The sequence below is a fragment of the Brevundimonas sp. C43 genome (assembly GCF_030732185.1).
GTDB classification, from domain to species: domain Bacteria; phylum Pseudomonadota; class Alphaproteobacteria; order Caulobacterales; family Caulobacteraceae; genus Brevundimonas; species Brevundimonas diminuta_C.
This window is the reverse complement of record NZ_CP132231.1, coordinates 2,221,772-2,246,399: the sequence shown is the minus strand read 5'-3', so window position 1 is coordinate 2,246,399 and position 24,628 is coordinate 2,221,772. Positions and strand designations below refer to the sequence as shown.

The 24,628-nt window shown below is 64.1% G+C and carries 31 protein-coding genes and 1 tRNA gene; 12 read left to right on the top strand and 20 right to left on the bottom strand.

Annotated features, from left to right (window positions below; all coding sequences use genetic code 11):
• Positions 1–2: 2 nt before the first annotated feature.
• The 6 genes from Q9R14_RS11400 to Q9R14_RS11375 all read right to left on the bottom strand — a co-directional run bounded on the left by Q9R14_RS11400 (position 3) and on the right by Q9R14_RS11375 (position 6,033).
• Complete coding sequence (locus tag Q9R14_RS11400) at positions 3–977, bottom strand: esterase-like activity of phytase family protein (protein WP_306002471.1); 975 nt, start codon at positions 975–977, stop codon at positions 3–5.
• On the bottom strand, positions 974–2,857 hold the full coding sequence (gene cobT / locus Q9R14_RS11395) for a cobaltochelatase subunit CobT (RefSeq protein ID WP_306002470.1): 1,884 nt from the start codon (positions 2,855–2,857) through the stop codon (positions 974–976). Before cobT ends, Q9R14_RS11400 begins: the two co-directional genes overlap by 4 nt.
• Positions 2,858–2,898: 41 nt before the next feature.
• Positions 2,899–4,143 carry a DUF418 domain-containing protein gene (locus Q9R14_RS11390; RefSeq protein WP_306002469.1) on the bottom strand — a complete coding sequence of 415 codons (1,245 nt, stop codon included), beginning with the start codon at positions 4,141–4,143 and terminating at the stop codon, positions 2,899–2,901.
• Between the two features lie 44 nt (positions 4,144–4,187).
• Positions 4,188–4,745, bottom strand: coding sequence for a phthalate transporter (locus tag Q9R14_RS11385; protein WP_137720670.1), 558 nt, complete (start codon positions 4,743–4,745; stop codon positions 4,188–4,190).
• Positions 4,742–5,623 (bottom strand): 3-hydroxybutyryl-CoA dehydrogenase, encoded by an 882-nt coding sequence (locus tag Q9R14_RS11380; RefSeq protein ID WP_039243933.1) that lies wholly within the window; start codon positions 5,621–5,623, stop codon positions 4,742–4,744. The genes Q9R14_RS11385 and Q9R14_RS11380 overlap by 4 nt, the downstream gene beginning before the upstream one ends.
• 104 nt (positions 5,624–5,727) lie before the next feature.
• Entirely contained in the window at positions 5,728–6,033 is a 306-nt protein-coding gene (locus Q9R14_RS11375) for a YggT family protein (RefSeq protein ID WP_017504977.1), read from the bottom strand.
• 163 nt (positions 6,034–6,196) lie between these two features.
• Between Q9R14_RS11375 and Q9R14_RS11370 the strand changes: the two genes are divergently transcribed.
• Together Q9R14_RS11370 and Q9R14_RS11365 are read left to right on the top strand one after the other, a co-directional pair.
• Positions 6,197–6,272: transfer RNA gene (locus tag Q9R14_RS11370), tRNA-Ala, on the top strand.
• 92 nt (positions 6,273–6,364) lie between these two features.
• Positions 6,365–7,873 carry a site-specific integrase gene (locus Q9R14_RS11365; protein ID WP_306002468.1) on the top strand — a complete coding sequence of 503 codons (1,509 nt, stop codon included), beginning with the start codon at positions 6,365–6,367 and terminating at the stop codon, positions 7,871–7,873.
• Between the two features lie 54 nt (positions 7,874–7,927).
• On the opposite strand, the gene Q9R14_RS11360 is transcribed toward Q9R14_RS11365, so the two are convergent.
• Entirely contained in the window at positions 7,928–8,173 is a 246-nt protein-coding gene (locus Q9R14_RS11360) for a helix-turn-helix transcriptional regulator (protein ID WP_306002467.1), read from the bottom strand.
• Between the two features lie 99 nt (positions 8,174–8,272).
• Here Q9R14_RS11360 and Q9R14_RS11355 point away from each other — a divergent pair, with 99 nt between their 5' ends.
• Complete coding sequence (locus Q9R14_RS11355) at positions 8,273–8,722, top strand: hypothetical protein (RefSeq protein ID WP_306002466.1); 450 nt, start codon at positions 8,273–8,275, stop codon at positions 8,720–8,722.
• On the opposite strand, the gene Q9R14_RS11350 is transcribed toward Q9R14_RS11355, so the two are convergent.
• The 3 genes from Q9R14_RS11350 to Q9R14_RS11340 form a co-directional block, all read right to left on the bottom strand.
• Positions 8,719–9,126, bottom strand: a complete 408-nt coding sequence (locus tag Q9R14_RS11350) for a hypothetical protein (RefSeq protein WP_306002465.1) — start codon at positions 9,124–9,126, stop codon at positions 8,719–8,721. The two genes, Q9R14_RS11355 and Q9R14_RS11350, sit on opposite strands and share 4 nt — an antisense overlap.
• A gap of 402 nt (positions 9,127–9,528) precedes the next feature.
• On the bottom strand, positions 9,529–10,890 hold the full coding sequence (locus Q9R14_RS11345; RefSeq protein ID WP_306002464.1) for a hypothetical protein: 1,362 nt from the start codon (positions 10,888–10,890) through the stop codon (positions 9,529–9,531).
• A complete protein-coding gene (locus tag Q9R14_RS11340) occupies positions 10,887–11,441 on the bottom strand; it encodes a recombinase family protein (RefSeq protein ID WP_306002463.1) in 555 nt (184 codons plus the stop codon). Before Q9R14_RS11340 ends, Q9R14_RS11345 begins: the two co-directional genes overlap by 4 nt.
• 139 nt (positions 11,442–11,580) lie before the next feature.
• On the opposite strand from Q9R14_RS11340, the gene Q9R14_RS11335 reads away from it, so the two are divergent.
• The 7 genes from Q9R14_RS11335 (at position 11,581) to Q9R14_RS11305 (ending at position 16,796) form a co-directional block, all read left to right on the top strand.
• Positions 11,581–11,952 carry a hypothetical protein gene (locus tag Q9R14_RS11335; RefSeq protein WP_306002462.1) on the top strand — a complete coding sequence of 124 codons (372 nt, stop codon included), beginning with the start codon at positions 11,581–11,583 and terminating at the stop codon, positions 11,950–11,952.
• Between the two features lie 200 nt (positions 11,953–12,152).
• Positions 12,153–14,957 (top strand): DNA methyltransferase, encoded by a 2,805-nt coding sequence (locus tag Q9R14_RS11330; protein ID WP_306002461.1) that lies wholly within the window; start codon positions 12,153–12,155, stop codon positions 14,955–14,957.
• Between the two features lie 2 nt (positions 14,958–14,959).
• On the top strand, positions 14,960–15,430 hold the full coding sequence (locus Q9R14_RS11325) for a hypothetical protein (RefSeq protein WP_306002460.1): 471 nt from the start codon (positions 14,960–14,962) through the stop codon (positions 15,428–15,430).
• A 14-nt stretch (positions 15,431–15,444) separates the two neighbouring features.
• Positions 15,445–15,777 (top strand): lasso peptide biosynthesis protein, encoded by a 333-nt coding sequence (locus Q9R14_RS11320; protein WP_306002459.1) that lies wholly within the window; start codon positions 15,445–15,447, stop codon positions 15,775–15,777.
• A complete protein-coding gene (locus Q9R14_RS11315; RefSeq protein ID WP_306002458.1) occupies positions 15,756–16,025 on the top strand; it encodes a hypothetical protein in 270 nt (89 codons plus the stop codon). Before Q9R14_RS11320 ends, Q9R14_RS11315 begins: the two co-directional genes overlap by 22 nt.
• Before the next feature lie 377 nt (positions 16,026–16,402).
• Positions 16,403–16,534, top strand: coding sequence for a hypothetical protein (locus Q9R14_RS11310; protein ID WP_306002457.1), 132 nt, complete (start codon positions 16,403–16,405; stop codon positions 16,532–16,534).
• A 1-nt stretch (position 16,535) separates the two neighbouring features.
• Positions 16,536–16,796, top strand: a complete 261-nt coding sequence (locus Q9R14_RS11305; RefSeq protein ID WP_306002456.1) for a hypothetical protein — start codon at positions 16,536–16,538, stop codon at positions 16,794–16,796.
• A 618-nt stretch (positions 16,797–17,414) separates the two neighbouring features.
• Here Q9R14_RS11305 and Q9R14_RS11300 read toward each other — a convergent pair.
• The 3 genes from Q9R14_RS11300 to Q9R14_RS11290 are packed head-to-tail and all read right to left on the bottom strand — an operon-like array spanning position 17,415 to position 18,249.
• Positions 17,415–17,612, bottom strand: coding sequence for a hypothetical protein (locus Q9R14_RS11300; RefSeq protein ID WP_306002455.1), 198 nt, complete (start codon positions 17,610–17,612; stop codon positions 17,415–17,417).
• A 6-nt stretch (positions 17,613–17,618) separates the two neighbouring features.
• A complete protein-coding gene (locus Q9R14_RS11295; RefSeq protein ID WP_306002454.1) occupies positions 17,619–17,867 on the bottom strand; it encodes a hypothetical protein in 249 nt (82 codons plus the stop codon).
• 55 nt (positions 17,868–17,922) lie between these two features.
• A complete protein-coding gene (locus Q9R14_RS11290; protein WP_306002453.1) occupies positions 17,923–18,249 on the bottom strand; it encodes a hypothetical protein in 327 nt (108 codons plus the stop codon).
• Between the two features lie 185 nt (positions 18,250–18,434).
• On the opposite strand from Q9R14_RS11290, the gene Q9R14_RS11285 reads away from it, so the two are divergent.
• Positions 18,435–18,593 carry a hypothetical protein gene (locus Q9R14_RS11285; protein WP_306002452.1) on the top strand — a complete coding sequence of 53 codons (159 nt, stop codon included), beginning with the start codon at positions 18,435–18,437 and terminating at the stop codon, positions 18,591–18,593.
• Between the two features lie 151 nt (positions 18,594–18,744).
• Here the strand turns inward: Q9R14_RS11285 and Q9R14_RS11280 are convergent, their stop codons facing one another.
• From Q9R14_RS11280 to Q9R14_RS11255, 6 genes are all read right to left on the bottom strand, one after another.
• Positions 18,745–19,044, bottom strand: a complete 300-nt coding sequence (locus tag Q9R14_RS11280; RefSeq protein WP_306002451.1) for a hypothetical protein — start codon at positions 19,042–19,044, stop codon at positions 18,745–18,747.
• Between the two features lie 840 nt (positions 19,045–19,884).
• On the bottom strand, positions 19,885–20,655 hold the full coding sequence (locus Q9R14_RS11275) for a tyrosine-type recombinase/integrase (protein ID WP_371929719.1): 771 nt from the start codon (positions 20,653–20,655) through the stop codon (positions 19,885–19,887).
• The gene (locus tag Q9R14_RS11270; RefSeq protein ID WP_306002449.1) at positions 20,625–21,035 is read right to left on the bottom strand and encodes an Arm DNA-binding domain-containing protein; all 411 of its coding nucleotides are present in this window, start codon (positions 21,033–21,035) and stop codon (positions 20,625–20,627) included. Before Q9R14_RS11270 ends, Q9R14_RS11275 begins: the two co-directional genes overlap by 31 nt.
• Positions 21,036–21,283: 248 nt before the next feature.
• Positions 21,284–21,682 carry a hydroxyisourate hydrolase gene (uraH, locus tag Q9R14_RS11265; RefSeq protein WP_306002448.1) on the bottom strand — a complete coding sequence of 133 codons (399 nt, stop codon included), beginning with the start codon at positions 21,680–21,682 and terminating at the stop codon, positions 21,284–21,286.
• 44 nt (positions 21,683–21,726) lie between these two features.
• Positions 21,727–22,281, bottom strand: a complete 555-nt coding sequence (locus tag Q9R14_RS11260; protein ID WP_306002447.1) for a lipocalin family protein — start codon at positions 22,279–22,281, stop codon at positions 21,727–21,729.
• A gap of 53 nt (positions 22,282–22,334) precedes the next feature.
• The gene (locus Q9R14_RS11255) at positions 22,335–22,712 is read right to left on the bottom strand and encodes a hypothetical protein (RefSeq protein ID WP_306002446.1); all 378 of its coding nucleotides are present in this window, start codon (positions 22,710–22,712) and stop codon (positions 22,335–22,337) included.
• 141 nt (positions 22,713–22,853) lie between these two features.
• On the opposite strand from Q9R14_RS11255, the gene Q9R14_RS11250 reads away from it, so the two are divergent.
• Positions 22,854–23,645, top strand: a complete 792-nt coding sequence (locus tag Q9R14_RS11250; RefSeq protein ID WP_306002445.1) for an SDR family oxidoreductase — start codon at positions 22,854–22,856, stop codon at positions 23,643–23,645.
• On the opposite strand, the gene Q9R14_RS11245 is transcribed toward Q9R14_RS11250, so the two are convergent.
• The gene (locus tag Q9R14_RS11245) at positions 23,646–24,593 is read right to left on the bottom strand and encodes an aspartyl protease family protein (RefSeq protein WP_306002444.1); all 948 of its coding nucleotides are present in this window, start codon (positions 24,591–24,593) and stop codon (positions 23,646–23,648) included.
• Positions 24,594–24,628: the final 35 nt, after the last annotated feature.

Here is a 24,628-nt window from a genome sequence, read left to right as displayed (position 1 = left end):
GCCTAACGCAGGTCGAAGGCCAGCATCAGGGTGCGCTGGGCCGGATTGAAGTTGTCGTCGGACAGGATGTAGAGACGGGTCCTGCCGTTGCGTGTCTCTGCGGCGATCCCCTCGAAGTTGTCGGTCGTGCCGGGCAGCTTCAGCTCGATCAACACCGGTCCCAGCGTTCCGTCGGGGGTCATGCGGCGCACGCGGGCGCGCATGTCGATGGGCGCGCGATACAGGCGCTGAACCACGAACCATCCGTAGCCGAACGGATCGCGATCCAGGCCGGTGATGCGGTATTCGCTGTCGGGGATGGGGGTTGCAGGCGGCGCGCTCACGACCATGCACCTCGCCGCCGCGCAATCCCAGACGCCGCCGGCCTCGCCAGAAACGCGCCAGCCGCCGGGCGCAGTCGCCAACCCCTCCATGCCGTCGTTCTCGGTGAAGGCGAAGTCGGGCGAGCGCACCGGCGTTGGCCGGGTCCGCAGCGCCGACAAGGGGCCGTAGTTCCAGATCCGGTGACGCCGCTCGAAACTGACCAGCAGATCGCCGGAGGGGGTGATGGCCAAGCCCTCGGCGTCGCCGTCCGACTTGTCGGAAATCGCAGCGCCGTCCTGAAGCGTCAGCCGACGCGAGCGGAAATGATCCAGGCCGATCAGCCGTCCCCGGGCGTCCAGGCGAATGTCGCCGCGCACCAGATCACCGGTGTCCGATACCGTGACGAAGCCGCCGTCGCCGGTCAGTTTCAGGTCCGACAGGCTGTGCAGCGGCGAGGTCGGCGCGGCGCTGACCTGCAGGCCGCCGGCGAACGTTACGCCGTCGGCCAACTGCGTGCCGCCGGGCAGGCCCAGGCTGACGCTTCGCAGTTCCGCGACCTGGGGCGTCCAGCCGTCCGACGACAACGGATAGGGACGCGGCGCGCCCAGCGAGGCGGCGCAGGCCGACAGAGACAGGGCGATCCAGACACTGGCCAACCGGCCGAAACGGCTCATGCCGCCAGCTTTCGCTTGGTGCGACGGGTGGGACCGGCCGCGCCCTCGTTCTCGAACAGTTCGGCCAGCTTCTCGGTCATGGCCCCCGCCAGCTGTTCCACATCGACGATGGTCAGGGCCTTGCGATACCAGCGGGTCACGTCATGGCCGATGCCGATCGCCAGCAGTTCGACCGGCGACCGATCCTCGATCTCGGCGATGACCTGGCGCAGGTGCTTGTCCAGATAGAGGGCCGCATTCGCCGACTGGGTCGAGTCGTCGACTGGCGAACCGTCGGAAATGACCATCAGGATGCGGCGCTGTTCGGTGCGGGCCAGCAGACGACCGTGGGCCCATTGCAGGGCCTCGCCGTCGATATTCTCCTTCAGCAGACCTTCGCGCATCATCAGGCCCAGGTTCTTCTTGGCCCGGCGCCAAGGCGCATCGGCGGCCTTGTAGATGATGTGGCGCAGGTCGTTGAGGCGGCCGGGATTTTGCGGCTTGCCGGCGGTGATCCAGGCTTCGCGGCTCTGTCCGCCCTTCCAGGCGCGGGTGGTGAAGCCCAGAATTTCGACCTTCACCCCACAGCGTTCCAGCGTCCGCGCCAGGATGTCGGCGCAGACCGCCGCCACCATGATCGGCCGCCCGCGCATCGAGCCGGAGTTGTCCAGCAGCAGGGTCACGACCGTGTCGCGGAACGGGCTTTCGCTCTCGGCCTTGAACGACAGGGGGGCGGTCGGGTCGGTGACGATCCGGGTCAGCCGCGCCGTGTCCAGCATCCCCTCTTCCAGATCGAACACCCACGAGCGGTTCTGCTGGGCAAGCAGACGGCGTTGCAACTTGTTGGCCAGGCGCGACACGACGCTGGACAGGATGGCCAGCTGGCCGTCCAGCAGGGCGCGCAGCCGGTCCAGCTCGACCGGGTCGCACAGGTCGGCGGCGTCCACCACCTCGTCGAAGGCGGTGGTGAAGACGCGGTAGAAATCGACCGCGCGGCCGTCGTCGGCCGTCTGCTGGCGATTGGGCTGCTGGCCTTCCTGAAGTTCCGGGCCGTCGTCGGCGCCTTCGCCGTCGGGATCGGCGGGCGCGCCTTCGGGGCGGCTTTCACGCTCTTGCTCGGAAGACTGGTCGTCGGCGTCGCCCTCCATCGACTGGGAGCCTTCGCCTCCGTCCTGCTCTTCTTCCTCGTCCTGATCGTCGTCAGCCGCGGGGTCCTGGGGGTCCGGTTCCTCGTCGCCGGGATCTTCGGACGTATCCTCGCCGCGCCCGTCTCCGGGGTCGAGGTCCAGCGCGCGCAGCACCTCGCGCATCTTCAGCGCAAAGCCTTCCTGATCGCCCGCCGTGCCGGCCAGGGCGTCCAGCTTGGCGCCCGCCTTGGCCTCGATGTTGGCGCGCACCAGATCAAGCATGGCCCGGGCACCGTCGGGGGCGGGGTGCCCCGTCAGCCGTTCGCGCACCAGAAGCGCCACGGCCTCGGACACGGGCACGCGGTCGGCCTCATTGATGCGCAGGGCGCCGGTCTTTTCCAGTCGCGTGATCAGGGCGGCGCCCAGATTGTCACGCACCCCGGCCAGATGTTCCGAACCGAAGGCCTCGACGCGCGCCTGTTCGACCGCGTCGAACACCTCGGCCGCCTTGGCGTCCGCCGGCCGCATCCGGCTGTTCACCGCCGCATCGTGATTGGCCAGACGCAGCGCCAGCCGGTCGGCCTGGCCGCGCAAGGACGCGCTCTCGGGCCCGGAGGGATCGCGCGGCGGATGGGGCAGGGTCAGGACGCCGTTCGACAGCTTGGGCCCGTCGGACCCGAACACCACCTCCAGCTCGGGCTGTTCGGCCAGCGCCCGCGCGGCATGACCCAGCGCGCGCTTGAAGGTTTCGGCGGGAGTATCCGGGGCGGCCATGGCCCTCAGTTAATCGCTTCGCGCCTGCGATAAAAGCGCCGTCAGCCGCCTTTTGAAATCGGCACCCGCCGGCCATAGGTCAGACAGCGCCAAACCCACTCCAGCGGCCCCATGCTGAACCGGGACAACCACAGGGGCGACCAGATCAGTTGCAGCGCCCAGACCGCCAGAACCAGGCCCCACATCTGCACATAGTCGGCTTGTCCGAACAGGCGCGGCCCCCACGGCATGTAGAAGATCGACGTCATGATCAGGGTCTGGGTCAGATAGTTGGTGAAGGCCATCTGTCCCACCGGCCGCAGCGCCGCCGTGATCCACGCCGCCCCTCGCGTCGTGGCCAGCACGATCAGGCTGACATAGGCCAGGGTGACGAAGACGGGGAAGGAGGCGACGACTTCCGCCAGGCCGCGCGTCGGGTGGGTTCCGGCCGGCGCCATCGCCTCAGTCCATTCCAGCAAGCCCAGCAGGGCCAGCACACCACCGCCGACACCGATCAAGGCGACATAGACCCCGTTGGGTGCCCGGCCGCTGAACACGCCGGCCTTGAACAGGCCCATTCCCAGCATCATCAGAGCCACGGTCGAGAACACGAACATCGTCAGGCTGGCGCCCTGCAGCAGCAGCCAGTTCTGCGCGTTTTCACCCATCGCCCCGGCCCAGCCGCTGCGATAGGCGGCGATCGACTCCGTCACCATGGCGGCGGTGTAGTGCGGCCCGCCTTGGTTCATCGCCTCGGTGATCGCCGGCGGCCCGGCGACCATCAGCCAGGTCGCGCCCGCCTGCATCGCGCCAAGCAACAGGGTCACGCCCAGGCCGATCCCGATCAACGTCCCGGCCCGCATCGACCGCATCAGCATCACGAACAGGCCCGACCAGGCGTAGAGCAACAGGACGTCGCCATACCAGAAGGCCAAGCCGTGGATCAGGGCGATGACGGCCAGCCAGAACAGGCGGCGCCGCAGCAGTTTGCCACGCGCCGCATCGACCCGGTCCCCCCCGACCAGATAGATCGAGGCCCCGAACAGCATCGAAAACAGGGTGATGAACTTCTGATGGAAGAAGACGTCCATCGTCCAGCGCGCTACGGCGTTCGCGCCGGTGACCGGAAATGGACTCAGGCTCGCGTCCTGATAGACCATGACCGGCAGGCCGAACGAGACGACATTGACGGCCAGGATGCCGAGCACCGCCAAGCCCCGCATGACGTCCAGGCTGGCGATGCGCGAGGTCGCCGCAACGGGCGACAAGATCTCCGCCGCATCCTTGTCCGTGTCGTCCATGGTCATTCTCGGATCCCCCAATCCTCGAATTCAGGCGTCGTGTGCGCCTGTCAGCCCTTGGGCATCAGGCCCAGTCTGTCCTTGACCGCCGGCCGCGCCTCAAAGGCGATGAAGGCAGCGCAGAGCCCGGCCCATAAGGCGTAGCTGACGCCCACGATCATGGCGATGGGCAGGCCGCCGACGCCGAAGATCAGCAGGGTGGTCTCGGTCGCGCCCAGGGCCTGCATCACATCGCCGGCCTCGAACCAGCCCATTACGCTCATGCCCAGGGCGACGACGATCTGAACCAGGGCCGCCGCCAGGCCGCCGTACATCATGAAGCGCCAGACGACGCCCAGTCGCGTGCCGGGCCGGCCGTCGCGCTTGCGCTCGTTCAGCACGCGATACAGCGCCAGCGGCACGGTGATCAGGCCGATCAGCATCACCACCAGCCGCCAATCCATGTCGCGACCCGGCAGATAGGCGTGCGGCCGCCAGAAGGGCAGGGTCAACCACAGGGGCGGCCAGGCCGCGCCGGCTAGGCACGCCAGAATCCGAGGCGTCCGGCCAGGCCGCGCGGCGATGGTCGCCTGACCCGGCAGATCGGAATAGCTCTCGAACCGGCTCATCGCGTCGGCGCCGGCGCAGCGCCGGAATAGTCATAGAAGCCGCGGCCGCTCTTCCTGCCCAGCCAGCCGGCCTCGACATACTTCACCAGCAGCGGGCAGGGACGATATTTGCTGTCGGCCAGGCCGTCATACAGCACGTTCATAATGGCCAGGACGACGTCCAGACCCATGAAGTCCGCCAGTTCCAGCGGCCCCATCGGATGATTGGCGCCCAGGCGCAGCGCCTTGTCGATCGAGGCGACGTTGCCGACGCCTTCGTACAGGGCGAAGATGGCCTCGTTCATCATCGGCACCAGGATGCGGTTGACGATGAAGGCGGGAAAATCCTCGGCGTCCGTGGTCGTCTTGCCCAGGCTCTCGGCGAAGGCGACGGCGGCGGAATGCGTCTCGGCCGAGGTGGCGATGCCGCGAATAATCTCCACCAGCTTCATCACCGGCGCCGGCTTCATGAAGTGCAGGCCGACGAAGCGGTCCGGTCGGTCCGTCGAGGACGCCAGGCGGGTGATCGAGATCGAAGAGGTGTTGGACGCCAACAGGGTCTGCGGCCCCAGGTGCGGCACGACCTGCGCATAGATGGCCTTCTTGACGGCCTCGTCTTCCAGCGCCGCCTCGATGACCAGATCGGCGCCGGCGACGGCCTCGGCCATTCCGTCGCTTGTCGTGATGCGGGTCAGGGCCGCATCGGCGGCGGCCTGATCGACCAGACCGCGTCCGACATGACGCGCCAGGCTGGCCGCGATCTCGCCCTGCGCCAGCGGCAGCCGGTCGGCGACGACGTCATAAAGGCGAACCGAATAGCCCCCGAGCGCGACCGCCTGCGCGATGCCTGCGCCCATCTGTCCGGCGCCCAGAATGGCGACTGTGGTGATCGAGGTCATGAACCGTGGTCGAAAGTGGTCGGGCGGGCACCTTTAGAAAGGAAGGCGCGCGGCGCAAGAGCGGATCAACCCTCTCGCATCAGATTTCCGCCCGCCGTGTCGCCTCAGCCGAGCAACTGGATCAGGGCCGGCGCCGCCGTGCGGTTGAACAGCACGCTGATGAACTGCAGCAGCAGGATCACCACGATGGGCGAGATGTCGATGCCGCCCAGGTTCGGAATGATGCGGCGGAACGGCTCCAGCAGGGGCGCGGTGACCCGGTCCAGGAAGGTCCCGACCGAATAGACGAAGCGGTTGCGGTAGTTGACGACGTCGAACGCCACCAACCAGCTCAGAATGGCCTGGGCGATGATGAACCAGATCATCAGACTGATGATGGTGTTGATCAACCAGACGAGCGCATAGCCCATGAACGGTAACTCCTGCTTGGATCGGCGCTTCTAGCCTGTTCGCCCCTGCTCCGACAACGTCCGTGTCCGACCTGCGCGCTTTGCGCGCACAAGCCCGTTGACACCACGCCCGCCCGCCTTCTATGTCCGCCACGCCTGTGAAACCCGATCCCACGCTGGAAACGGGGCCGTAGCTCAGTTGGTAGAGCGCGTCGTTCGCAATGACGAGGTCAGGGGTTCGACTCCCCTCGGCTCCACCAGGCACCTTCTCCCCCTCGGGGAACCTGGAAAAAGCCCCCTTGCCAAGGCCTTATGACGGTCGGGTGTTACGTCTGTTATAGGATGTAGCAGCATGTCGAAGCCCACCCGCCGTCCCGGTAGCGCCGTCTATTACGCCCGCCGCGCGATCCCCAAAGACCTCCGAAAAATCTACGCTCCCACGCGGGAAAAATGGAAATCCCTGGGGACCATGGATTTCGAGGCGGCGAAGCCGCTCGAACGTCTCCAGCAGATCGCATGGGATGAGGAGTTCGCCGCCGAACGGGCGAAGCTAACCCCCACCTCCGACAAGCCCGCCTTGCCGCGCAGAACGATGACCCCTGCCGAGCGTGAGGAGAGCGAGCGACAGCAGTTTGAGTGGGAGCGGGAGAACGATGCCTATTGGGCCGAGACTTACCCCGACTATGAGGACCTGACCCCGGAAGAGCAGCGCATCCGTGATGCTGTGGAGGCCGCGCGCGAGCGTTGGGAGAACAATCAGCGCGAGGAGCGCGAGTTTGCCCGGCAGGAGCGCCTTGCCGAGGCAGCAGCGACAAAGGCGAACGCACCAGCGCCAACGCCCGCCCGAGGAACGCCGCTGAGCGCGGTTGTCGATAGGTGGGCCGCGAACCAGAACAACCAAAAGACCATCGACCGGATGAAGAAGGTGGTCGAGTGGTTTGAAGACGACATGGGCCGCGTCCCGGTGGAGGAAATCACACCCGAGACGGTGGATAGCTGGGTCGAAAAGCTGCTGAAGAAGACATCGCCCGCCAATGCGCGGACCAAGTTGTCGAACTTCAAAGCCCTGCTTCGCGTGGCATGGTTGAAGGCTCGCCTCATCCCGTCAAACCCGGCGTCGGGCGTGACCATCGACGTTAAGGGCGACCCCGAGGAAGACGTTCAACCCTTCGATCTTCCGGCCCTGAAGGCGATCTTCGCGTCGCCGATCTACACCAGCGATGAGCGCCCCGAGGCCGGGGCCGGTGAGGCCGCCTACTGGTTGCCGCTCCTAGCGATGTACACTGGCGCACGCCTAAATGAAGTGGGCCAGCTTCGCCCCTCTGACGTGCTCAAGATGCCGTACCTGGACCAGGACGGCGAGGAACAGGAGGTGTGGTGCATCCGCATCGTCGCCGACAAGAAGGACGGCCTGAAGCTCAAGAACGCGTGGAGCGCGCGCCGTGTCCCGATCCACGCCGATCTGATCGCTCTGGGCTTCCTCAAGTTCGTGGATGCTGCCCGCGAGGCCGGGCAGACGCGCATCTTCCCCGAGCTACGGCCCGACAAGTACGGGACCATTACCGCCAACTGGTCCAAGTGGTTCGGGCGCTACCTGCGCGGCACGATCAAGGTGACGGACGACAGAATGCGGTTCCACTCGTTCCGACACGCCTTCAAGGATTATGCGCGTGAGGCGGAAATCCCTGAGGACGTGAATGACGCGTTCACGGGGCATAGAGGACAGGCCGTCGCGCGCCGCTACGGATCGTCGCTGGCGTATCCTCTTCGTCCAATGGTGCTCGCGATGGCTAAGTATCGCGTCACCGGCCTGAAGCTTCCCGCGCCACCGCCCGCCTATCGGGAGCGGGAGGCGGCTTAGCTCCAGGAATGGGCGCGGGTTAGGGGTGCATTTTCAGGCCGTGAAGTGAGGGCGCTACAAGCCCGCCTCGGCGATGATGTCGGATGCCTTTGCATCCATCGCCGTCGCAATCTTCACGATGCTCATGAAGCTGATGTTCCGCTTCCCGCGCTCCACTTCGCCCATGTGGGTGCGGTTGATACCTGCGGCGTCGGCAAGCGCCTCCTGAGACATCTTGAGGGCTTGGCGGCGCGCGCGGATAGCGTCCCCCAGCTTCCCGAGGTCGCGCTCATGTTCGGACGTGTCTGCGACCTTCGGCACGAGGGCGACGGTCGCCGCATGTTGGATTTACGCACCACCTGATCTATGCACCATTCGTCAGGGGCGACGGCTAAGCGGTGCGCCATCTCGGGGGCGTGAATGTTCGGGTTCGGAAAGCGGAAGAAGCAACAGAACACCATTGCGCTGGTCCGTTCTGTGTTGGAGCCGATCTACACGAAGCACTTCGGGCGCAGCCAACCCGCGAACTTGGCGCGCGTGATCGTGGAGCAATCCTTCAACGGGGATGCGCCCAAGTTCCTGGGCCAGACGGTGGGCGGTGGCGTCGGCATCACCTCCCACGCAGCGGAGGCGCTGACGGCGGGCTACACCTATCTCGACATCGCAGATGAGGCCCGCGCCGCGTGTGCCGAGGCCTTGGGCTTACTCGTTCGCCTCGCCCTCGCGCCTGCCAATGAGCCCAGCCTGACGGACTACGATCACCAGTTTCTAACCCATCTCGCCCGCACGCTTGGGACCGACCGGCGATGGAAGGAGGCTGCGGGCCGCGTACCTGGCGGGTTGAGCCTGGGCGTGTTCACCGCAGCCTAATCCACGGACCAACCCGCCCAGCGCAGCACGTCACGAAGGCCGGGGTATATCTCCAGGGCGTTCATGCACTCCTGCCATTTGAGCTTGGTGAAGTCGGGTTCAGTGTAGCCGTCGCCGAACGTGACCTCCAGCTTGCCCGTTGGCCACCACTTCGCGGTGATGTCGCCGAACTGGCGGACTGTGTGATCGTCCTCCCGCTCCGCTCGCCGCCGCTCCAACAGGTCAAGGTGACTGTCCCGGCTCCGCTGGACCACGGGCGCGAGCCCCGCCTTCATCCGCTCAAAGTTCGCGCCGCTGCGGGCGAGATGGCAGGCGTAGCAGGATCGGTCACGGGTACGCCGCCGGAAGTTGCCGCATCGCGGACACAGGCCGTTGATGTCGATGTAGGACGGCAGGCCCGCCATGAACGCTGAGAACCGGCCTTCGTTGGAGACGCGCTTCCGTAGGGCCTGCGCATAGGCCGGGTCGGCTTGGCAGATGGTCCGCTGCCGGGCGTCCAGCTTGTCGGCGCGGGGCTGGCGCTGGTGGAGGGCGAACCGGGCGTCGTGGTTCGGTCCATAGGGACGGTCGTGGTTCGGCAGGGGAGGGCTCCAGACGGGCGCAAACTTCGCCCCATGTACCTGCCTCGCGGGTGGACGGACAGGGCTCCAGCGGGCTTCTGCGGGGCTTGGCGGGGATGGACCGGGAGCGCGGCTCGGGGCCGGTTTCAGATTGTGGAGTGAGGCGGGCGCGAGGGATGGCTTACGTCTCTTAGTTATGTCCCCCCCCGGCGTTCCCTCCCCCCCGGCTCGATTGGTTCTCAATCCTCACTTGATGATGGGGTGATAGTAGAACTTCTCTCTATAGGCTTTCGTCATGGCATAGCGCAGGATTGGCCTATGCTGCTTAGGCACGATGAAGCTATCATGTACCGGCAATGTTGTGACGCCGTGCTCTTCCATTGTCTCCAGAACGGAAACCGCAACGTCACTATCTTCCCGTTGCAGTCGCAGGCCCTCGCCAATCCAAAACCATTCGGAAATCGGCGCTAGTTTCCGCTGGAAGGTGGGAAGGTAATCTTCCCAGGTGACGCCGGGTGGCAGCTTGTCCGCATCCCCATCTGCCATCTGGATCGCGCGTGGTTCTCCATCCTCGGTGGTCGTGTTCAACATCCTGGCGAACGTCGTCTTCCCAAGCTCCCGCATCGGCGGGGATGTCCAATCGCCGACCGTGTAGGCGTCGCCGTCTAGCTCTTCGTGGATGCGGGCATAGAGGATCGAAGGGTGAAGCTGGCCGTAGTCGAGTTCCGCCACGGGCTCGCCGTCGATGGTCAGCAGCTTCCGTTCCCGTTTGGGCAAGCTCATCCACCAGCCGCCGTAGAGCCGTCCGCCCTGCCTCCAATCGTATTTGAAAAGCCGGACCAGAGACTTGCCCGCAAGATCACCGGCGGGCGCGCGGTCCTCATCGTCAAGGTGCATGGCGTCGATTGTGCCAGGGGTCACACGCGCCCAAGCGTCCTGCGGCAGTTCGATCCTGGCGGCCTCAATGCGCTTGTTCATGCTCGCCAGCGTTTGACGCGTCATCTCCACGTCAACCGGCGGCTCGATGGGAACGCCCGCCTTCCGATCCCGCAGGATCAGCACGTCGCCCACAGTTCGCCGTATGGAGGTGTAGCTAATGCGGCAATCGGCGAAGATCGCGCGGAGCGCCGGTGTCGCCCTCATGCGCGTCAGCCATCCGAAGGACGTATCGTCCGGCCTGATACGTTGCCCGCCCGCGCTCCCTTCAATCAGTCCGTTCGCAAGCATGGCGTCCCGCAGCAGCGACATGGCCGACAGGCTGAGGTCAGTGTTCGCGTAGGCGTTCCGATTGAACGGCACGGCAAGGAAGCGCGTGTCGTCCACACGGTTGAGCGCGAGGCTCGCGAGGTTCGCCAGCAGCGTTGATGCGGTCAGGCCCCTGGACTTCACGGCGTCGGGCTGTAGCGCCCGCTGCCGCACCTCATGGGCCTCTGCCAGCGCCACCATGCGGGACAGGAGCGCCGCGCCTGTGTCGCCCGCCAAGGTCCGCTCGGGGTCCAGGTGGCGGAAGTTCCGAAGCTCGCTCCCCGTGAACTGTGAACGCCGGAAGAGTTCGGCTGCGGACGGACGTGGCCCATCCGGCTCCAGGTCGTGAAGTGTCTGGGTCACGCGGCCTCTGGTGACAATGCGCGATAGACCGACGCCCGCCCGATCCCCAGCCGCTTCGCAATGTCTGTGGGACCGACGCCTTCGCCTGCCAGTCGCCGCACTTCCTCCACCGGGACGGATGGCTTGCGTCCTTTGTACACGTTTGCGGCCTTCGCCTTGGCGATCCCTTCCATCTGCCGCTCCTTGCGGATGTCCGTCTCGAACTCCGCAAAGCTGGCGAGGATGTTGAGCATGAGCCGGCCATCGGAGCGGGTGGTGTCAATGGCTCCCTGCTGTAGCGCGCGGAAAGCGCAGCCCTTGGCGGTAAGCCGGTCGATGATCTTGCGCAGATCGACAAGGGAGCGCGCCAGACGATCAAGGCGCGTGACGATCAGCACGTCGCCCTCCCGCACGTAGTCCAACGCGGCCTCCAACTGGTCGCGGCCCTCGGTGGTGGTGCCCGTGACCTTCTCTGAGAACACCTTGCCGCACCCTGCGGCGCGAAGTTGCTCATTCTGGACTTCCAAACTCTGTCCCGTGGAACTGACACGGGCATAACCGACGGTCGCCATTGCGGCCTCCTGTCTCAATAGGCTCTTGAGTTTGAGAATTACCCTGTCTCAAAATCCGAAGTCAACCCTATTGGTACGCTTGCGCCGTCTCACGCCGCTGTCTCGCCGGGGTATACCCTTCTGAAGCAGGGAGGTGGCCATGGAAGAAGAGTTTGTGTGTCGGGATGGCAGGGTCGTGAGCATCCTCATTGACGAAGATGCATACGAGGCAGTCGCCACTGACCAAGGAGGGGAGCGCATAGGGGCGCTGGCTTTCAGCCTTATGGAAGACCCCTCTGGCTACAGCCTCAAGCTGGTTCACGCCTTTCTCGACGGGATGGGCGGTAGCTATCGACGGCAGGGAATAGGCCGCGAAATGCTACGGCGCATGATCGAGATGACGGGCATGGCGATCTTCGCCGCAGAGAACGATGGGCAGGTCCAGGAAGACGGAAGTCATCTCACGGGCGACGCCCCGGCCTTCGTTGCCAAGATGCGCCGCGAGGGCCTGATCGTCGCCCACGACATCTAGCCTGGGGGACGTGGGGGAACGGCGCTTGTCTGGGCCTCAGGGTGGGGGCTCGCGATGGCGCAGCAACCACAGGTCGTTGAGTGTGCCACGCGCACTCTGGCGGTTCTCGTTGGCCTCGGGCTATGTTCCAGCCGGGGGACTTTTCCCGATGTGCATTGACGTGGCCCGCGCCTATTCGGCGGCGGGCGTGGGGGTTCGGTATGCGGCTTAGCTGGAATGAAGTGCGGGTTCGCGCAGCGACGTTCGCTAACGAACACGCAAAGTCATCCTATGAAAAGGGCGAGACGCAAACCTTCTACAATGAGTTCTTCGAGATTTTTGGCGTCGCGCGCAAGCGAGTTGCTGTTTACGAGAAACAGGTAAACAAGCTCGACAACTCGAAGGGATTTATCGACCTTTTTTGGCCTGGATATCTAGTTGTTGAACAAAAGAGCGCCGGGAAGGATTTGTCCAAGGCACAGACGCAGGCGCTAGACTATTGTGGCGGCCTAAAGCCAAATGAGCATCCCAGGTACATCCTCCTCTGTGACTTTCAGAACTTTGAACTTTACGATCTGCAAGAGAGGGAAGAGTGGAAGTTCCAGCTTAAGGATCTTCCTAAGTATGTGGAGGCGTTTGGGTTCATCCTTGGGCGACAGAAGCGGACCTTTCTCGACCAGCCAGATGTAAACATCAAAGCCTCGGAGTTGATGGGGGCTGTACACGATGCGCTGGAGGCATCGGGTTACAAGGGACACGAGCTTGAGCGGTTTCTAGTCCGCCTGTTGTTCTGCCTGTTTGCTGATGATACCGGCATCTTCGAGCCGCGCGGCATCTTCGAGACTTGGCTGAAGGATCGGAGCAGCGAAGACGGCTACGGCCTCGGCGCGCAGATTTCCGAACTGTTCCAAGTTCTAGATCAACCTGAAGCCGACCGCCCAAAGACGCTCGATGAAGACTTGGCTCGGTTCCCTTACATCAACGGAGACTTGTTCAAGGAACCATTGAAGATACCTGCCCTCAATGCGACCATGCGGAAGGCGCTGATTGACGCGTCCGAGTTCAAGTGGGAGGCAGTATCTCCAGCAATCTTTGGCTCTCTGTTTCAATCTGTGATGAACAAGGAGGAACGGCGTCGCCTTGGAGCTCACTATACGAGCGAGAAGAACATTTTGAAATCTATCTCTCCTCTGTTTCTCGATGAACTAAAGGAAGAGTTGCAAAGGATCATTCAATTTAAGCGAAACAAGGCGAAAGAACTTAACTCCTTTCTGGACAAGCTTGGTCAAATAAAGGTTTTCGACCCGGCTTGCGGCTGTGGAAACTTTCTCATCATTGCCTATCGCGAACTCCGCCTGTTGGAACTCGCGGCGATCCGCGCGCTGGATGACACAGGACAGCTTCAGCTGGACGCGACCGCCCTATCGCGGGTCGATGTAGACCAGTTCTACGGGATCGAGTTCGAGGAGTTCCCCGCTCGCATTGCCGAAGTGGCCATGTGGATGATGGACCACATTATGAACACGCGCCTTGGCCTGGAGTTCGGGCAGGTGTTCACCCGCATCCCGCTCAAGAAGTCTCCGCACATCCACCCAGGGAACGCACTGGCGCTCGACTGGCAGGATGTGCTGCCCGCGAGTGAGTGCAGGTACATCGTCGGCAATCCGCCCTTTGTGGGTCATCAGTGGCGCAGCAAGGCGCAACAGGCAGACATGGCTGCGGTGTGGGGAACCAAGGGCCAGGTGAACCGGCTGGACTATGTGACCTGCTGGTTCAAGAAGGCGGTGGACTACGCCCAAGGCAACCGCGACATCCGCATCGCGCTGGTATCGACCAACTCCATCACGCAGGGCGAGCAGGCGAGCATCTTGTGGCCCCCCATGTTCGCTGCGGGTGCCTTCATCAACTTCGCCCACCGAACCTTTCAATGGAATAGCGAGGCACGGGGCAAGGCGGCGGTTCACTGCGTCATCATTGGCATGACGCTCAAGCCGCCTACGTCCTATGCGATCTACGACTATGAGAGCGTGAGAGGCGAGCCGCACCTTTCGACGGTTGGCCGGATCAACGGCTACCTCATTGACAGCCCCCAGTACGCACTCCCGCATCGGGGTCGGACACCTCCGGACCGCCTGCCCATGCACAAGGGAAGTCAGCCGACCGATGGCGCTCGCCTGAAAAAGCCGGGCGGCGGCTACATCACAAACAGCAACCTGATCCTGACGGAGGAGGAGCGGACCAGGTTGCTCGCCGAAGACCCGAAGGCGAAGAAGTGGCTCCGTCCCTATGTCGGGGGCGACGAACTCGTGTCGGGAGAGTGGCGGTGGTGCCTCTGGCTGAAGGATGCGGACCCGGCTGAACTGAAAGCTTCCCCGCCGATAGTCGTCCGTCTTGAGCGGGTGAAGGCGGCGCGGCTCGCGAGCCCCACGGCGAGCGTGAAGGCGTTTGCCAAGTTTCCGACCTTGTTCACTCAGGATCGCCAGCCTAGCGTAGGATACCTGTGTCTTCCCGAAGTGTCGTCCGAGACGCGCGAGTACGTTCCTGTCGCGATGCTAGGAGCTGATGTAATCGCGTCAAATAAACTTCAGATCATCCCTGGCGCAGACCTTACCTGTCTCGGCGTCTTATCGTCCGCGATGCACATGGCCTGGATGCGAACGGTCGGAGGTAGGCTCAAGAGCGACTACAGCTACTCTCCTTCGATTTACAATAGCTTCCCTTGGCCTGAGATGGACGCTCCCAAGAAGGCCGCTATCGCGAAGCTCGCTCAGGCCGTCCTGGACGCCCGCAACAAGTTTCCTGGGAACTCGCTCGCCGATCTTTATGACGCGGACCTAATGCACCCCGATCTTCGCCGCGCCCACTTGGCCTTAGACGTTGCGGTAGATCGGTTGTACCGGCGCAGCGCGTTCAAATCCGAGCGCGAGCGGGTGGAACATCTCTTCGAGCTATACGAGAAGCGGGCGGTTCCTCTCGCGCCAGCGGCCAAGCCGAAGCGTCGCTCAAGAGCGGCAGTCGGAGCCTAGAGATGCACCCGCACTTCGCCGCCGTGGCCGAGGCCCTTCATCCAAGTTTTGAACGCCTGATGGCACAGGAGCCCCGACGTACCGACCAGCCGTGGCCCCGTGAGAAGGTGTCTGGGGTGTACGTGTTCTCCGAGAATGGCCGACACCTGTACGTAGGTCGGACCAATGACGTGAAGGCGCGTTACGGTGGCCATTGCCGACCGGGCGCGCATCACGGGATCGCCGCCTTCGCGTTCCGCCTTGCTCGGGAGGCGACCGGGAAACTCAAAGCGACGTACCGAGCAGGCGAAGGTAGCCGGGCCGCGCTTGCGGCAGACCCTGATTTCAAGCTCGCGTTCCTTGAGGCCAAGGCGAGGGTGCGTGCGATGGAGTTCCGTTACGTCGAAGAGCGCGACCCAGTTCGGCAGGCCGTGCTGGAAATCTACTGCGCCGTGGCGTTGGAGACGCCCTACAACGATTTCGACAATCACTGAAAACGGGGGCTGCCGTGGGCGAAGCGAAGAAGAGAGCCGCACGCCTAGCCGAATGGCGGAGCGGATTGAGCGCCCCCGAGCGGCTTGTCGCAAATGCCGCGATGCAGACCTATGAGCGGTTCATTGTCGCCACGCAGGCTACAGGCATGTGCTACCGGATGGCGTTCTTCCTCTCGACATACCTCCTGCGTGAGCACTCGATCACCGCCCCGGTCGTCGTGGGCTATGTGAATGATGGCACGGGCGACGTGATGACCTCTCACGCCTGGATCGAGTTCGATGGGAAGAAGACTGACATCAGCCTCCCATCACCGACGAGCCATCGGTGCAGCTTCAGGGCCAGTTGATTGTCCTCGATCAGGTCCTCAAGGAAGGCCGCGCCTACACCTATCACCGCGCCCAGGACGAGGCGGCGCTTAGGGCTCTGGAGGCGATCTACGCGGACCCGCGATTTCGGCAGCTTGCCGAGAGAAAGGACCGCGAGCACGAGATGATGAGCGACATCGCCAGCGATCCCGAAAGGATTTTGGACTTCCTGAACGGTGCGCCCGATGGGTTCGACTACGCCGAACTCGTGCGGACTTGCAGGCTGTAGGCTTTCCGCGATCCGCGATCACTGCTACATCTGCCTGCCTCACCTGTAACACCTGCCGGAAAAAAGCCCTGTGAAATCAAGGGGTGTTTCGTATCCCCTCGGCTCCACCAAATCCTTGCTCCACAAGGGGTTGGACGGAAACAGGCGATAAATCAGACACCACATTGCTACATACGGCTTCCAAGACCCCTCGAAAAAGCGTTCGCCTACAGTCAGTTCACCGACTCAAGGCTGCGGCACCACCTCGCCGCACACACCGCCTGAACGGACACCTCGACCGTCTCCACGGCCACCCCATGGTCGGCGACGGCAATCTTCTGGCCTGATCGTTCGCGGATCGACTTACTACCTTCGCCTTCGCGTTCGGAGATCGAACGATGAAGAAGCAGTTGGCAGATCTTCAGAGCAGCTCCAAACTGCCCTCGGACGACATTCGCGCGGTCCTAACGACTATCCTCGCGGAACTGACCTCAGATGAGGATCAGGTTATCAACGCCGAGGAGTTCTGACATGAGCACTTTCACCGCAGGCGTTCATTACGACGACTTCAAAGGCTCGGTAGCCGCAGATGTCTCGGACAAGCTCTCGATCAGCGAGCATCTGGTCGTCATGGGTAACCCCAAGCATGACGAACCGGTCGTCGCCTTCAGTATCAGTTCGAGTGGGATCAGCGGACAAACCTGTCACCGACCTGTCGCTGGTTGCGTACCTGACAGACGCCAGGCATTTGAGCCGGCGCCAAAACGCTGCGCGCGTTCGACATCACTATAACTCCGAACGAGGCCCTGGCGTTCTTTAAACGGTTCGATCTCGTCGCCCAACGGAGCGGCCTCGACCTTTCCGCAACCGAGGTAGATGGCCCTCATTACGACTGAGCAAGACTATCTGCACGGGGGGCTGGACCTTGGCGTTCGAAACCTCGACCGCGAACGAACCCGGTTCGTCAGCTGAACAGGCCGGCTAGGGCTCGCCTCTGCAAACGGAAGCGATGCGGTTGGCCATTGCTCTATCCCCTTCCGACAAAGCGACGCTGTGAGCATTATGACACCGGCCTTGGTTCACTAGGTGAGCTAATCTTTCTGCGCGATCCATGCGCTGTTTGCGCTCACGCCATTCGTTGCCAGTCGGCCAATCCTGCAACTCCGACTCGCTAAGGCGGACGCGGTCCATCGCCACATTAGCTATCCGATTATCGTATCCGAACTGCGGTCGCACAGGCTAACAATCTGCGGAGGCTCAGGTTGAGTGGGATTGGATTGAGCTAGAGACGGTCCAGCGACTAGAACGCCAAGCGCTACGCCAACGACTGCAATTTTCATGACCCACTCTCCTGATTTAGGTTATTTGTCTGCACCTACTCTAGATTGTCAATGTGGCGAACTGGGTTCGTCAGGCGAATAGGCTGTTGAACCAGATCGTCAGGGCGGCGGCGAACATCACCAGGGCGAAGCAGATGACGGTGATGCGCAGCCCTTGGTGCGGTTGATCTGAAACGGGCCGATCGAGCAGGCCTGCCGGCGGCATCTTCATCGCTGCCTCGGCCGCCCAATCGTCGCGGCGGATCAAGGTGAAGAGGCGGATCGCCATGACGCTCTACGGCGGAGGGCTGCGATCGCGCTGCACGAAGTCCAGAACGATGAGGGAGAAAGCCAGCGAGCAAAGCGCGCCAAGTGGCAGCAGAGGCGACATATGCTCGACGCGGACCAGCCGCCCCGGAAACACTGTCGTTGCCCCCCTGACCATCAGGAAGATCGCGATCAGTAAGACGACGGATCGCAGGAACAAGCTGCTCGAGATCCGTGTGTGATAGGTCGGCCCAAGTAGTCGGAACACGACCGTCATCACTCACCTGCCGACAGGAAGAGCATCCCCGTAAGAACGACCCATGCATGATGCGTCATGACGACGCCTTTTTGCTTTCCACGGCCGCCCGAAGGCCGGCCTTGATGATGCGCCCCACCAGATTGAAAAAGCCGCGCGGGTCGTTGGCGGCCATCCAGCCGATCGCGAGCGCCACTACGCGGAAGTCCAGCACCTTTACCAGGGCGACGATCGACGGCGTCGCGGCCTCGGCCGCCACCGGCCCGGCGAAGACGCCGATGCGCAGTGACAGCCAGGCCCGCACCCGCGCCTCGCTCGTTGCGCCTTTCAACCCGTAGGTCGGAATCATGCCGAAGCCGCCGCACAGGCCCCAGAACAGAGGCAGTTCACGCTGGTCGAGCATCCGCCCCTTCGATAGTCATGCCGTGGTGGAACAGTCGTTGGCGGCTTTGGGGGAACCTGGCGGGGCCGTGAGGCGCTAGCCTCTCATGGACATGACTACGATGCTTCTTCTGATACTGATCGCCGTAACGCAGATTGGCGCCATGTCGCTTCAGCCAAACCGGCACGAAGACGGCGAGGCCTGATATGGAAATCATCCTGCTATTAGTCGGCGCGGTCGTCCTAGCTGGCGCGCTGTTCGCCTTCTCAGCCCAATTTGAGAGCTGGGGCGGGTCTGGTCGCTTCACCGACAAGGATGGTGACGGCGAGCCGGACGAACCGAACGGACCGGCGAAAGACCTGTAGCTCCATCAGTCTCGATTGAAGTTGAGCAGCACGGCGGCGAAGCAATCGGCCTTCAGCACATCGACACGCTGTCCATTCCGATAGTTTCGTAGAACAAGTACTCGCCGAGCAGATTGGGCCAGCGCCGTAGTCATGCCTCCTCAGAGCAACGCTAGCCGACCCCACCATTCCAACAGGTTTCCACGGGCTTGCCGCCTGTCGCCGCCGCGATCAGCTGATAGGAAGCCAGCGCTTGCTGGGTCTCTAAGTCGATGATGGCCAGACGCTGTTCAGTGACCTCGGCGCCCAGGTTATTAACCGTGGCGTCGTCGGTATAAACCGTAGGAATCGGACCGTTCTCGGGCTTGAGGGTGCGGATGCTTCCCGAGACGGAGCCGCCAGCATAAACCCGGGCATGGGGCGCGGACGGACGCTTGTTCCTCGCGAGGAGCTGGAGAGTGTGCTTAGCCACGCACCGGCTGTGCGGGCTGCCCAGCTACGTTCCCTTGCTCATCAGTAAAATAGTCTGGCGGGCACGAACTTTGGATCCCCGTCTCGCCAGCCGCTCTCAAGCGCGAACTCTTCGATCGTCAAATCGCCAAACGTGTTTCGATAACTCGTCCGCACGATCACGAACACAGCCTGCTTTTTCTGCGAGATGTCCGCCACCTAACTTTCGCTTAGTGCAAACGGACGATCCGCTTTGATCTCGCTTTTCCCTCCGACGCCGAGTGTGGTGGTCGGAACGACTTCGTCGGGAGCGGCTGGCAAACTTACAGCCGATCTCACGGGTCGGAGGATCACGGCTGATAGGCAGGAGAATTCAAATGCCGGTGCCTGTCCGATGTTTCGTAATAGGACATGGCACTGCGGGCTCTGCTCCGCGGTGAGGCGACTTTGTGGGCAGACACTGCGGTGACATGAGGCTGCGTTTGAGCCTTGGCGAACAGGACTGATTGCTCGGAGGCTTTAGCCGCCCTGGACGCAGCAAGCGCAGCCCAACCCGCGAAAAGCGCGCTGGCCAAACCGTCCGCGACGCCCAGCAAGCCCGACCACTTTTGGTCTTGGGCGATGTTGTTCGCCTCAGCCGCCAAATCGTTCGCTCTCTCGGCTTGGGCGAGTTGTCTTTCCGCGTCAGTTGGCTGGCGTGCGAAGCTATCGCTTGGCTCGCTGATGATCTGCTGAACATGCGGTGGCGGTGGCGGTGGCGGTGGCGGTGGCGGTGGCGGTGGCGGTGGCGGGCGCGGAAGGTCCATCATGCGCGCTTCATCTCCAAAACATTGGCAGCCTTCGGCCGATCACAATACCCCGCCTATGCCTCCATCATCTTTCGGCGCTTCTCCAGCACGTCGCCCCACTTGTAGGCGCGCTCCACTTCGGAGCTGACCTGATGCGATAGGGCAGCTTCAGCCGCAGCTTCGGGGAAGGTCGTCGCCCCGCCTGCCCAATCGCGGAACGTCGAGCGGAAGCCGTGGACGCTGTAGGCCGAAAAGCCCTTCCGCACCTTCAGCAGGCGCGACATCGCCGCATCGGATAGCTGGTCGCCCTTGGCGTCAGCGAAGACACCAGCCCAACAGGATCCGGCATCTCGGCGAAGACGCGCTCCAGCAGGACGACGGCGCGCGCGAATAAGGGCACCCTGTGATCGACGCCCAGCTTCATGCGCTCGGCCGGCACCCTCCAACCTTCTTGCCGTGTCGAACTCTGCACGCCGGGCACCTGGCACCTCGTTCGTCCACGCCGCCGTCAGGATTGTGAACTCCAGCTCCTGCGCCGACAGCGCCGGACGGCTGCGCAACAGGGGAATGAAGTCGCCGATCTCTTGGAACGGCATGGCTCGGTGGTGGTCCTTGGTCAGTTTCTGCCGTTTTGGGAAGAGGGTGGAGAGGTGCCCCTTCCAGCGCGCCGGGTTCTCGCATGTTCGGTTACCAGCCGCGCGCTTGGCATTGAGCACCCGCTCTATCCGTCCCCGCGTGCGAGAGGCCGTCTCCGGCGTCGTCGTCCAGATCGGCTTGAGCACGCTTATCACGTCGGCCGTGGTGACAAGGGCAACTAACAGGGGGGGGCGGATGGGCGCGGCCAAAGTCCCCAGGCTATATTCCCTCTGATACGCGTGTTGTCGTTACGCCACTCCGGCGCCAGCGCTTTCGAGGGGGCGTCTGCCGCCTCCCCGAAGGTGCGCCCTTTCGCCCGCGCCGTCTTTCTCTCGGCGATAGGGTCCAGGCCTCGCGCGATCTGCTTCCTGGTGCCGTCGGCCATTTCGCGCGCCTCGACCAAGTCGGTCGGCAGGATGCCGCCCAGGCCCATCTGGCGGCGCGTCCCGCCCGTTCGCCAGGTGAAGGTCCAGCGCTTTCCGCCGCCCTTGTCGACTTCGAGGTATAGGCCGCCGCCGTCCGAATGGAGTCCAACGTTCTTAGTGGTCGCGACGAAGCGCGCGCTCAGTAGGTTGATGGGCCGGGCCAAAGGAGAACCTTGGATGAACCGGGGTTCGCTGGCGTGGTCCTCACCCTAACCGTTACCCTAACCTCGGCTCTGGATTGCGGTAGAGCACTATGAAACAATACGGAGTAATGGCGAAAAAACGGAAATGGGATCAATGGCCCCTACGACTGATACAGACGAATATGGAGTCGGATTAGACGGACCTAGGCTCCACCAGACGTTCCTGATCGGCCCCTCTCCAAATACAATCCGCCCGTCCGCCCCCCGGCTCAGTTGCCGCGGTAGGTGCTGTAGCCGTAGGGGCTGACGACGACGGGCACGTGGTAGTGGATGCTGGGGTCGCGGACCTGGAACACCACGTCGATCTCGGGGAAGAAGGGCTGGGCGTCCTTGTCGCCGTATCGCGACATGTCGAACGTCAGCTTGTAGGTCGCCGCCTGGGTCGTGACCTGATCGCCGAACGAGCGGACGCGACCGTTCTCGTCGGTGCGCGCGGTCGCCAGTTGTCGCCAGCCGCCGTCGCCGTGCTTGATCGCCAGGGTGACGGGCACGTCGCGGCCGCCGACGCCGCGCGCCAAATCCAGGACGTGGGTCGAAATGGTCTCGGCCGAGGCCGATCCTGCGGAGATCAGAAAGGCCGACAGGGCGGCGAGCGCTGCAATACGCATGGATGATCCTTGAAGGTGGCGACGAGGCGGCTTGAGGCGGGCGATCAGTGCTGGGTCGGTCGGACCAGCGTCAGGTCGTAGCCAAGGGCGCGGGTGCGGTTCAGGATGGTTTCGCGGGTCTGGGCCGAGGGTTGCGCGGTGCGGCTGAGCAGCCAGAGGTAGCGGCCCGACGGTTCGCCGACGATGGACCAGGAATAGTCGTCGGCGTGGTCCAGCACCCAATAGTCGCCGACGTAGAAGGGGCCGAAGAAGGACACCTTCAGCTTGGCGTTTTCGCTGCCCTCGACGATCTTCGCCTTGCCCTCGGAGGTCTTTTCCGGACCGTCGACCGCGCCTTGGCGGCAGGTGTTCAGCACCCCGACCAGGCCGTCGTCGCGCACCGTATATTGAGCGGTCACCCCTTCGCAGTCGCGCTCGAAGCCGTTTTCGTAGCGCCCGATCTCATACCACAGGCCGGCGTAGCGGTTCAGGTCAACCGGCTTTGCGGGTTGAGGCACGGCGGCGTTGCCGACGGGACCGCGTTGCAGGGTGGCGCAGGCGCCGATCGTCAGGGCTGCGCCGGCGATCAGGGCGATGGAAGCGATGCGAGCGATTTTCATGGCCGCAGAACGATGATGAGGGCGCCCGGTTCCGGACACGCCCGGCGATGCGGTCACCTCAGGGCGACGTAGCCCCGTTCGATGATGCGGCGCAGCGCCTCATAGGCTTCGGCCAGTTCGTCGAAGGCGGTGCGGGCGGCGGTCAGGCGGGCGACCTGATCGGGCGTGACGGCCGAGCCGGAGTGGGCCAGACGCAGCGATTCCGCCACCCATTTGGCGCGGGCCGTGGCCGTCATGACCGCCAGCTTTTGCAGCGATGCGGCGTCCACGCCGGTCAGGGCGTGACCGATCACCTCCTTGTTGGCGATGTAGGCGGCGTAGTCGATCTGCTCCAGCTGGCCGCGCAGGCGACGCTGCTCGTGCGGATCGGTGTCCTGGGGTTCGAAATGATCGCTGTGGCGGCGGATGCTGGAGGTCATCTTGGTCGGCATGGGCGGGCCCTTCCCGGCCTGTCCAAACGGGTGCTGGCGGCCGCTCGGACACGAAGGTGCGCCGCGTCGGTTAACGCCGCGTTGCGCCGGACGGGCCGGCGTCCGATATGCGGAGCTGGAAACCGGAGCCGGAGATCGACCATGGACCTGAAACTGAACGGCAAGCGCGCCTTGATCTGCGGCGGCTCATCCGGCCTGGGTCGCGCCGTGGCGACGGCCCTGGTCGCGGAGGGCGCGCACGTCGCCCTGCTGTCGCGCGATGCGGAAAAGCTTCAGGCCGTGGCGGATGCGCTGAACGCGACGGGACCGGGCAAGGCGATCGCGGTTGCGGCGGACCTGGCGGATCATGAGGCGCTGTTGAAGGCGGTGGATCGGGCCGAGGATCTGCTGGGCGGGCCGATCGAAATCCTGCTGAACAACACCGGCGGGCCGCCGACGTCGGGCGTGTCGGGACTGGAGCCTGCGGTGTGGCGCGATCATTTCGAGTCGATGGTGCTGTCGATCTTCCGCCTGACCGATCGGGTGCTGCCGGCCATGCGGGCGGCCGGCTGGGGGCGGATCCTGAACGTCGCCTCGATCACGGTGGTCGAGCCGTCGGCGGCGCTGGGCGTGTCCAACACCCTGCGGGCCTCGGTCGCGGCCTGGGCCAAGACGCTGGCGAACGAGGTCGGACCGGACGGGGTGACGGTCAACACCCTGCTGCCGGGGCGGATCGATACGCCGCGCATCGAACGGCTGGACCAGGCGACCGCCGAGCGCACCGGCACGACGCCGCAAGAGGCACGGGCGGAATCGGTCAAATCCATCCCCGTCGGCCGCATCGGCACGACCGAGGAGTTCGGCGCGACCGCCGCCTTCCTGTGCAGTCCCCTGGCGGCCTATGTCACCGGCTCTCTGATCCGACTGGACGGCGGGGCGATCAAGGCGATCTGATCAGATGGGCGCACGACGGCGCAGCACGCCGCCGAAGGCCACCCGGCTGCGGCCGTAATCCAGGGTGATGCGGCTGAACCGGCTCAGGATATCGGCGCCCAGCAGCAGGGCGGGCTTGTCGATCAGGTCCATGACCCGAAACACATGCAGTTCGGCGAACAGCAGCGGGGTCGGTCCCAGCGATCGTCCCGCGATGTGCAGGGCGGGCGTCGTGCCGGTGCGGGCCGTCACCGCGCCGCCGACGATGCCGACCATGCGCACAGGCTCGGACGGGGCGGCGGCCTGGCCGATGTCGATCGCCTGCATCAGGGCCAGATTGCCGATCGAATATTGCGCGCCGCTGTCGATGAAGGCGGCGACCTCCACGCCGGCGACCTCGATCCGGGTCAGGATCAGCTGACCGAAGCGACCGCGACGACCAGCGACCAGAACGTCCTGTTGCTGAGGCCGGGTGGCGTCGGGGCTGGTCGTCAGCGCGATGCTGGTCGAGCCTGACGGCGACAGGGCGACCTGGCGGGCGTTGACGTCCAGCGTCAGGCGAAAGCGAGACAGCAGGTCCAGCCCCAGCAGGCCGTCGGCGCCCAGGGCGTCGCGTGGAAAGACCGGCAGGGTCAGATCGGTGAAGCGTCGGCGTCCGATCTCGATCTGCGCCAGTTCGACGGTCGGCGTGACCTCGGCCGCCGTGATTCCATGCACCACGACGGGGCGGCCGGGCGGCAGGGCCAAGGCCTGGGCCCGCTCGGCCGAGACCGCGCTTCGCTCGGCGCCGGTGTCGATGACGAAGACCTGCTGGACGCTTCCGTTCAGACGCACGCCGACGCCCATCCGCGTCAGCAGATTTTGCAAGAGCCGGACCTGATCGGGCGGGTCCGCCGGGACGGCGGTCTCGGCGGATACAAAAGGAACAGCCGCCAGCAGGCCCAGCGTCTTGCGCCGCGACGTTTTCACGCTCGATCCTTCGCCAATCCCTGGCCGCACTTGGC

Excerpts from the sequence above, each read along its gene's own strand:
- Q9R14_RS11330 (WP_306002461.1), top strand. The coding sequence starts at position 12,153 with ATGCGGCTTAGCTGGAATGAAGTGCGGGTTCGCGCAGCGACGTTCGCT.
- cobT (WP_306002470.1), bottom strand. The coding sequence starts at position 2,857 with ATGGCCGCCCCGGATACTCCCGCCGAAACCTTCAAGCGCGCGCTGGGT.
- Q9R14_RS11255 (WP_306002446.1), bottom strand. The coding sequence starts at position 22,712 with ATGCCGACCAAGATGACCTCCAGCATCCGCCGCCACAGCGATCATTTC.
- Q9R14_RS11285 (WP_306002452.1), top strand. The coding sequence starts at position 18,435 with ATGGAAATCATCCTGCTATTAGTCGGCGCGGTCGTCCTAGCTGGCGCG.
- uraH (WP_306002448.1), bottom strand. The coding sequence starts at position 21,682 with ATGCGTATTGCAGCGCTCGCCGCCCTGTCGGCCTTTCTGATCTCCGCA.
- Q9R14_RS11385 (WP_137720670.1), bottom strand. The coding sequence starts at position 4,745 with ATGAGCCGGTTCGAGAGCTATTCCGATCTGCCGGGTCAGGCGACCATC.
- Q9R14_RS11390 (WP_306002469.1), bottom strand. The coding sequence starts at position 4,143 with ATGACCATGGACGACACGGACAAGGATGCGGCGGAGATCTTGTCGCCC.
- Q9R14_RS11305 (WP_306002456.1), top strand. The coding sequence starts at position 16,536 with ATGAGCACTTTCACCGCAGGCGTTCATTACGACGACTTCAAAGGCTCG.
- Q9R14_RS11400 (WP_306002471.1), bottom strand. The coding sequence starts at position 977 with ATGAGCCGTTTCGGCCGGTTGGCCAGTGTCTGGATCGCCCTGTCTCTG.
- Q9R14_RS11335 (WP_306002462.1), top strand. The coding sequence starts at position 11,581 with ATGGAAGAAGAGTTTGTGTGTCGGGATGGCAGGGTCGTGAGCATCCTC.
- Q9R14_RS11325 (WP_306002460.1), top strand. The coding sequence starts at position 14,960 with ATGCACCCGCACTTCGCCGCCGTGGCCGAGGCCCTTCATCCAAGTTTT.
- Q9R14_RS11340 (WP_306002463.1), bottom strand. The coding sequence starts at position 11,441 with ATGGCGACCGTCGGTTATGCCCGTGTCAGTTCCACGGGACAGAGTTTG.
- Q9R14_RS11365 (WP_306002468.1), top strand. The coding sequence starts at position 6,365 with ATGTCGAAGCCCACCCGCCGTCCCGGTAGCGCCGTCTATTACGCCCGC.
- Q9R14_RS11355 (WP_306002466.1), top strand. The coding sequence starts at position 8,273 with ATGTTCGGGTTCGGAAAGCGGAAGAAGCAACAGAACACCATTGCGCTG.
- Q9R14_RS11290 (WP_306002453.1), bottom strand. The coding sequence starts at position 18,249 with ATGCTCGACCAGCGTGAACTGCCTCTGTTCTGGGGCCTGTGCGGCGGC.
- Q9R14_RS11295 (WP_306002454.1), bottom strand. The coding sequence starts at position 17,867 with ATGACGGTCGTGTTCCGACTACTTGGGCCGACCTATCACACACGGATC.
- Q9R14_RS11350 (WP_306002465.1), bottom strand. The coding sequence starts at position 9,126 with ATGGCGGGCCTGCCGTCCTACATCGACATCAACGGCCTGTGTCCGCGA.
- Q9R14_RS11380 (WP_039243933.1), bottom strand. The coding sequence starts at position 5,623 with ATGACCTCGATCACCACAGTCGCCATTCTGGGCGCCGGACAGATGGGC.
- Q9R14_RS11375 (WP_017504977.1), bottom strand. The coding sequence starts at position 6,033 with ATGGGCTATGCGCTCGTCTGGTTGATCAACACCATCATCAGTCTGATG.
- Q9R14_RS11250 (WP_306002445.1), top strand. The coding sequence starts at position 22,854 with ATGGACCTGAAACTGAACGGCAAGCGCGCCTTGATCTGCGGCGGCTCA.
- Q9R14_RS11300 (WP_306002455.1), bottom strand. The coding sequence starts at position 17,612 with ATGGCGATCCGCCTCTTCACCTTGATCCGCCGCGACGATTGGGCGGCC.
- Q9R14_RS11260 (WP_306002447.1), bottom strand. The coding sequence starts at position 22,281 with ATGAAAATCGCTCGCATCGCTTCCATCGCCCTGATCGCCGGCGCAGCC.
- Q9R14_RS11310 (WP_306002457.1), top strand. The coding sequence starts at position 16,403 with ATGAAGAAGCAGTTGGCAGATCTTCAGAGCAGCTCCAAACTGCCCTCG.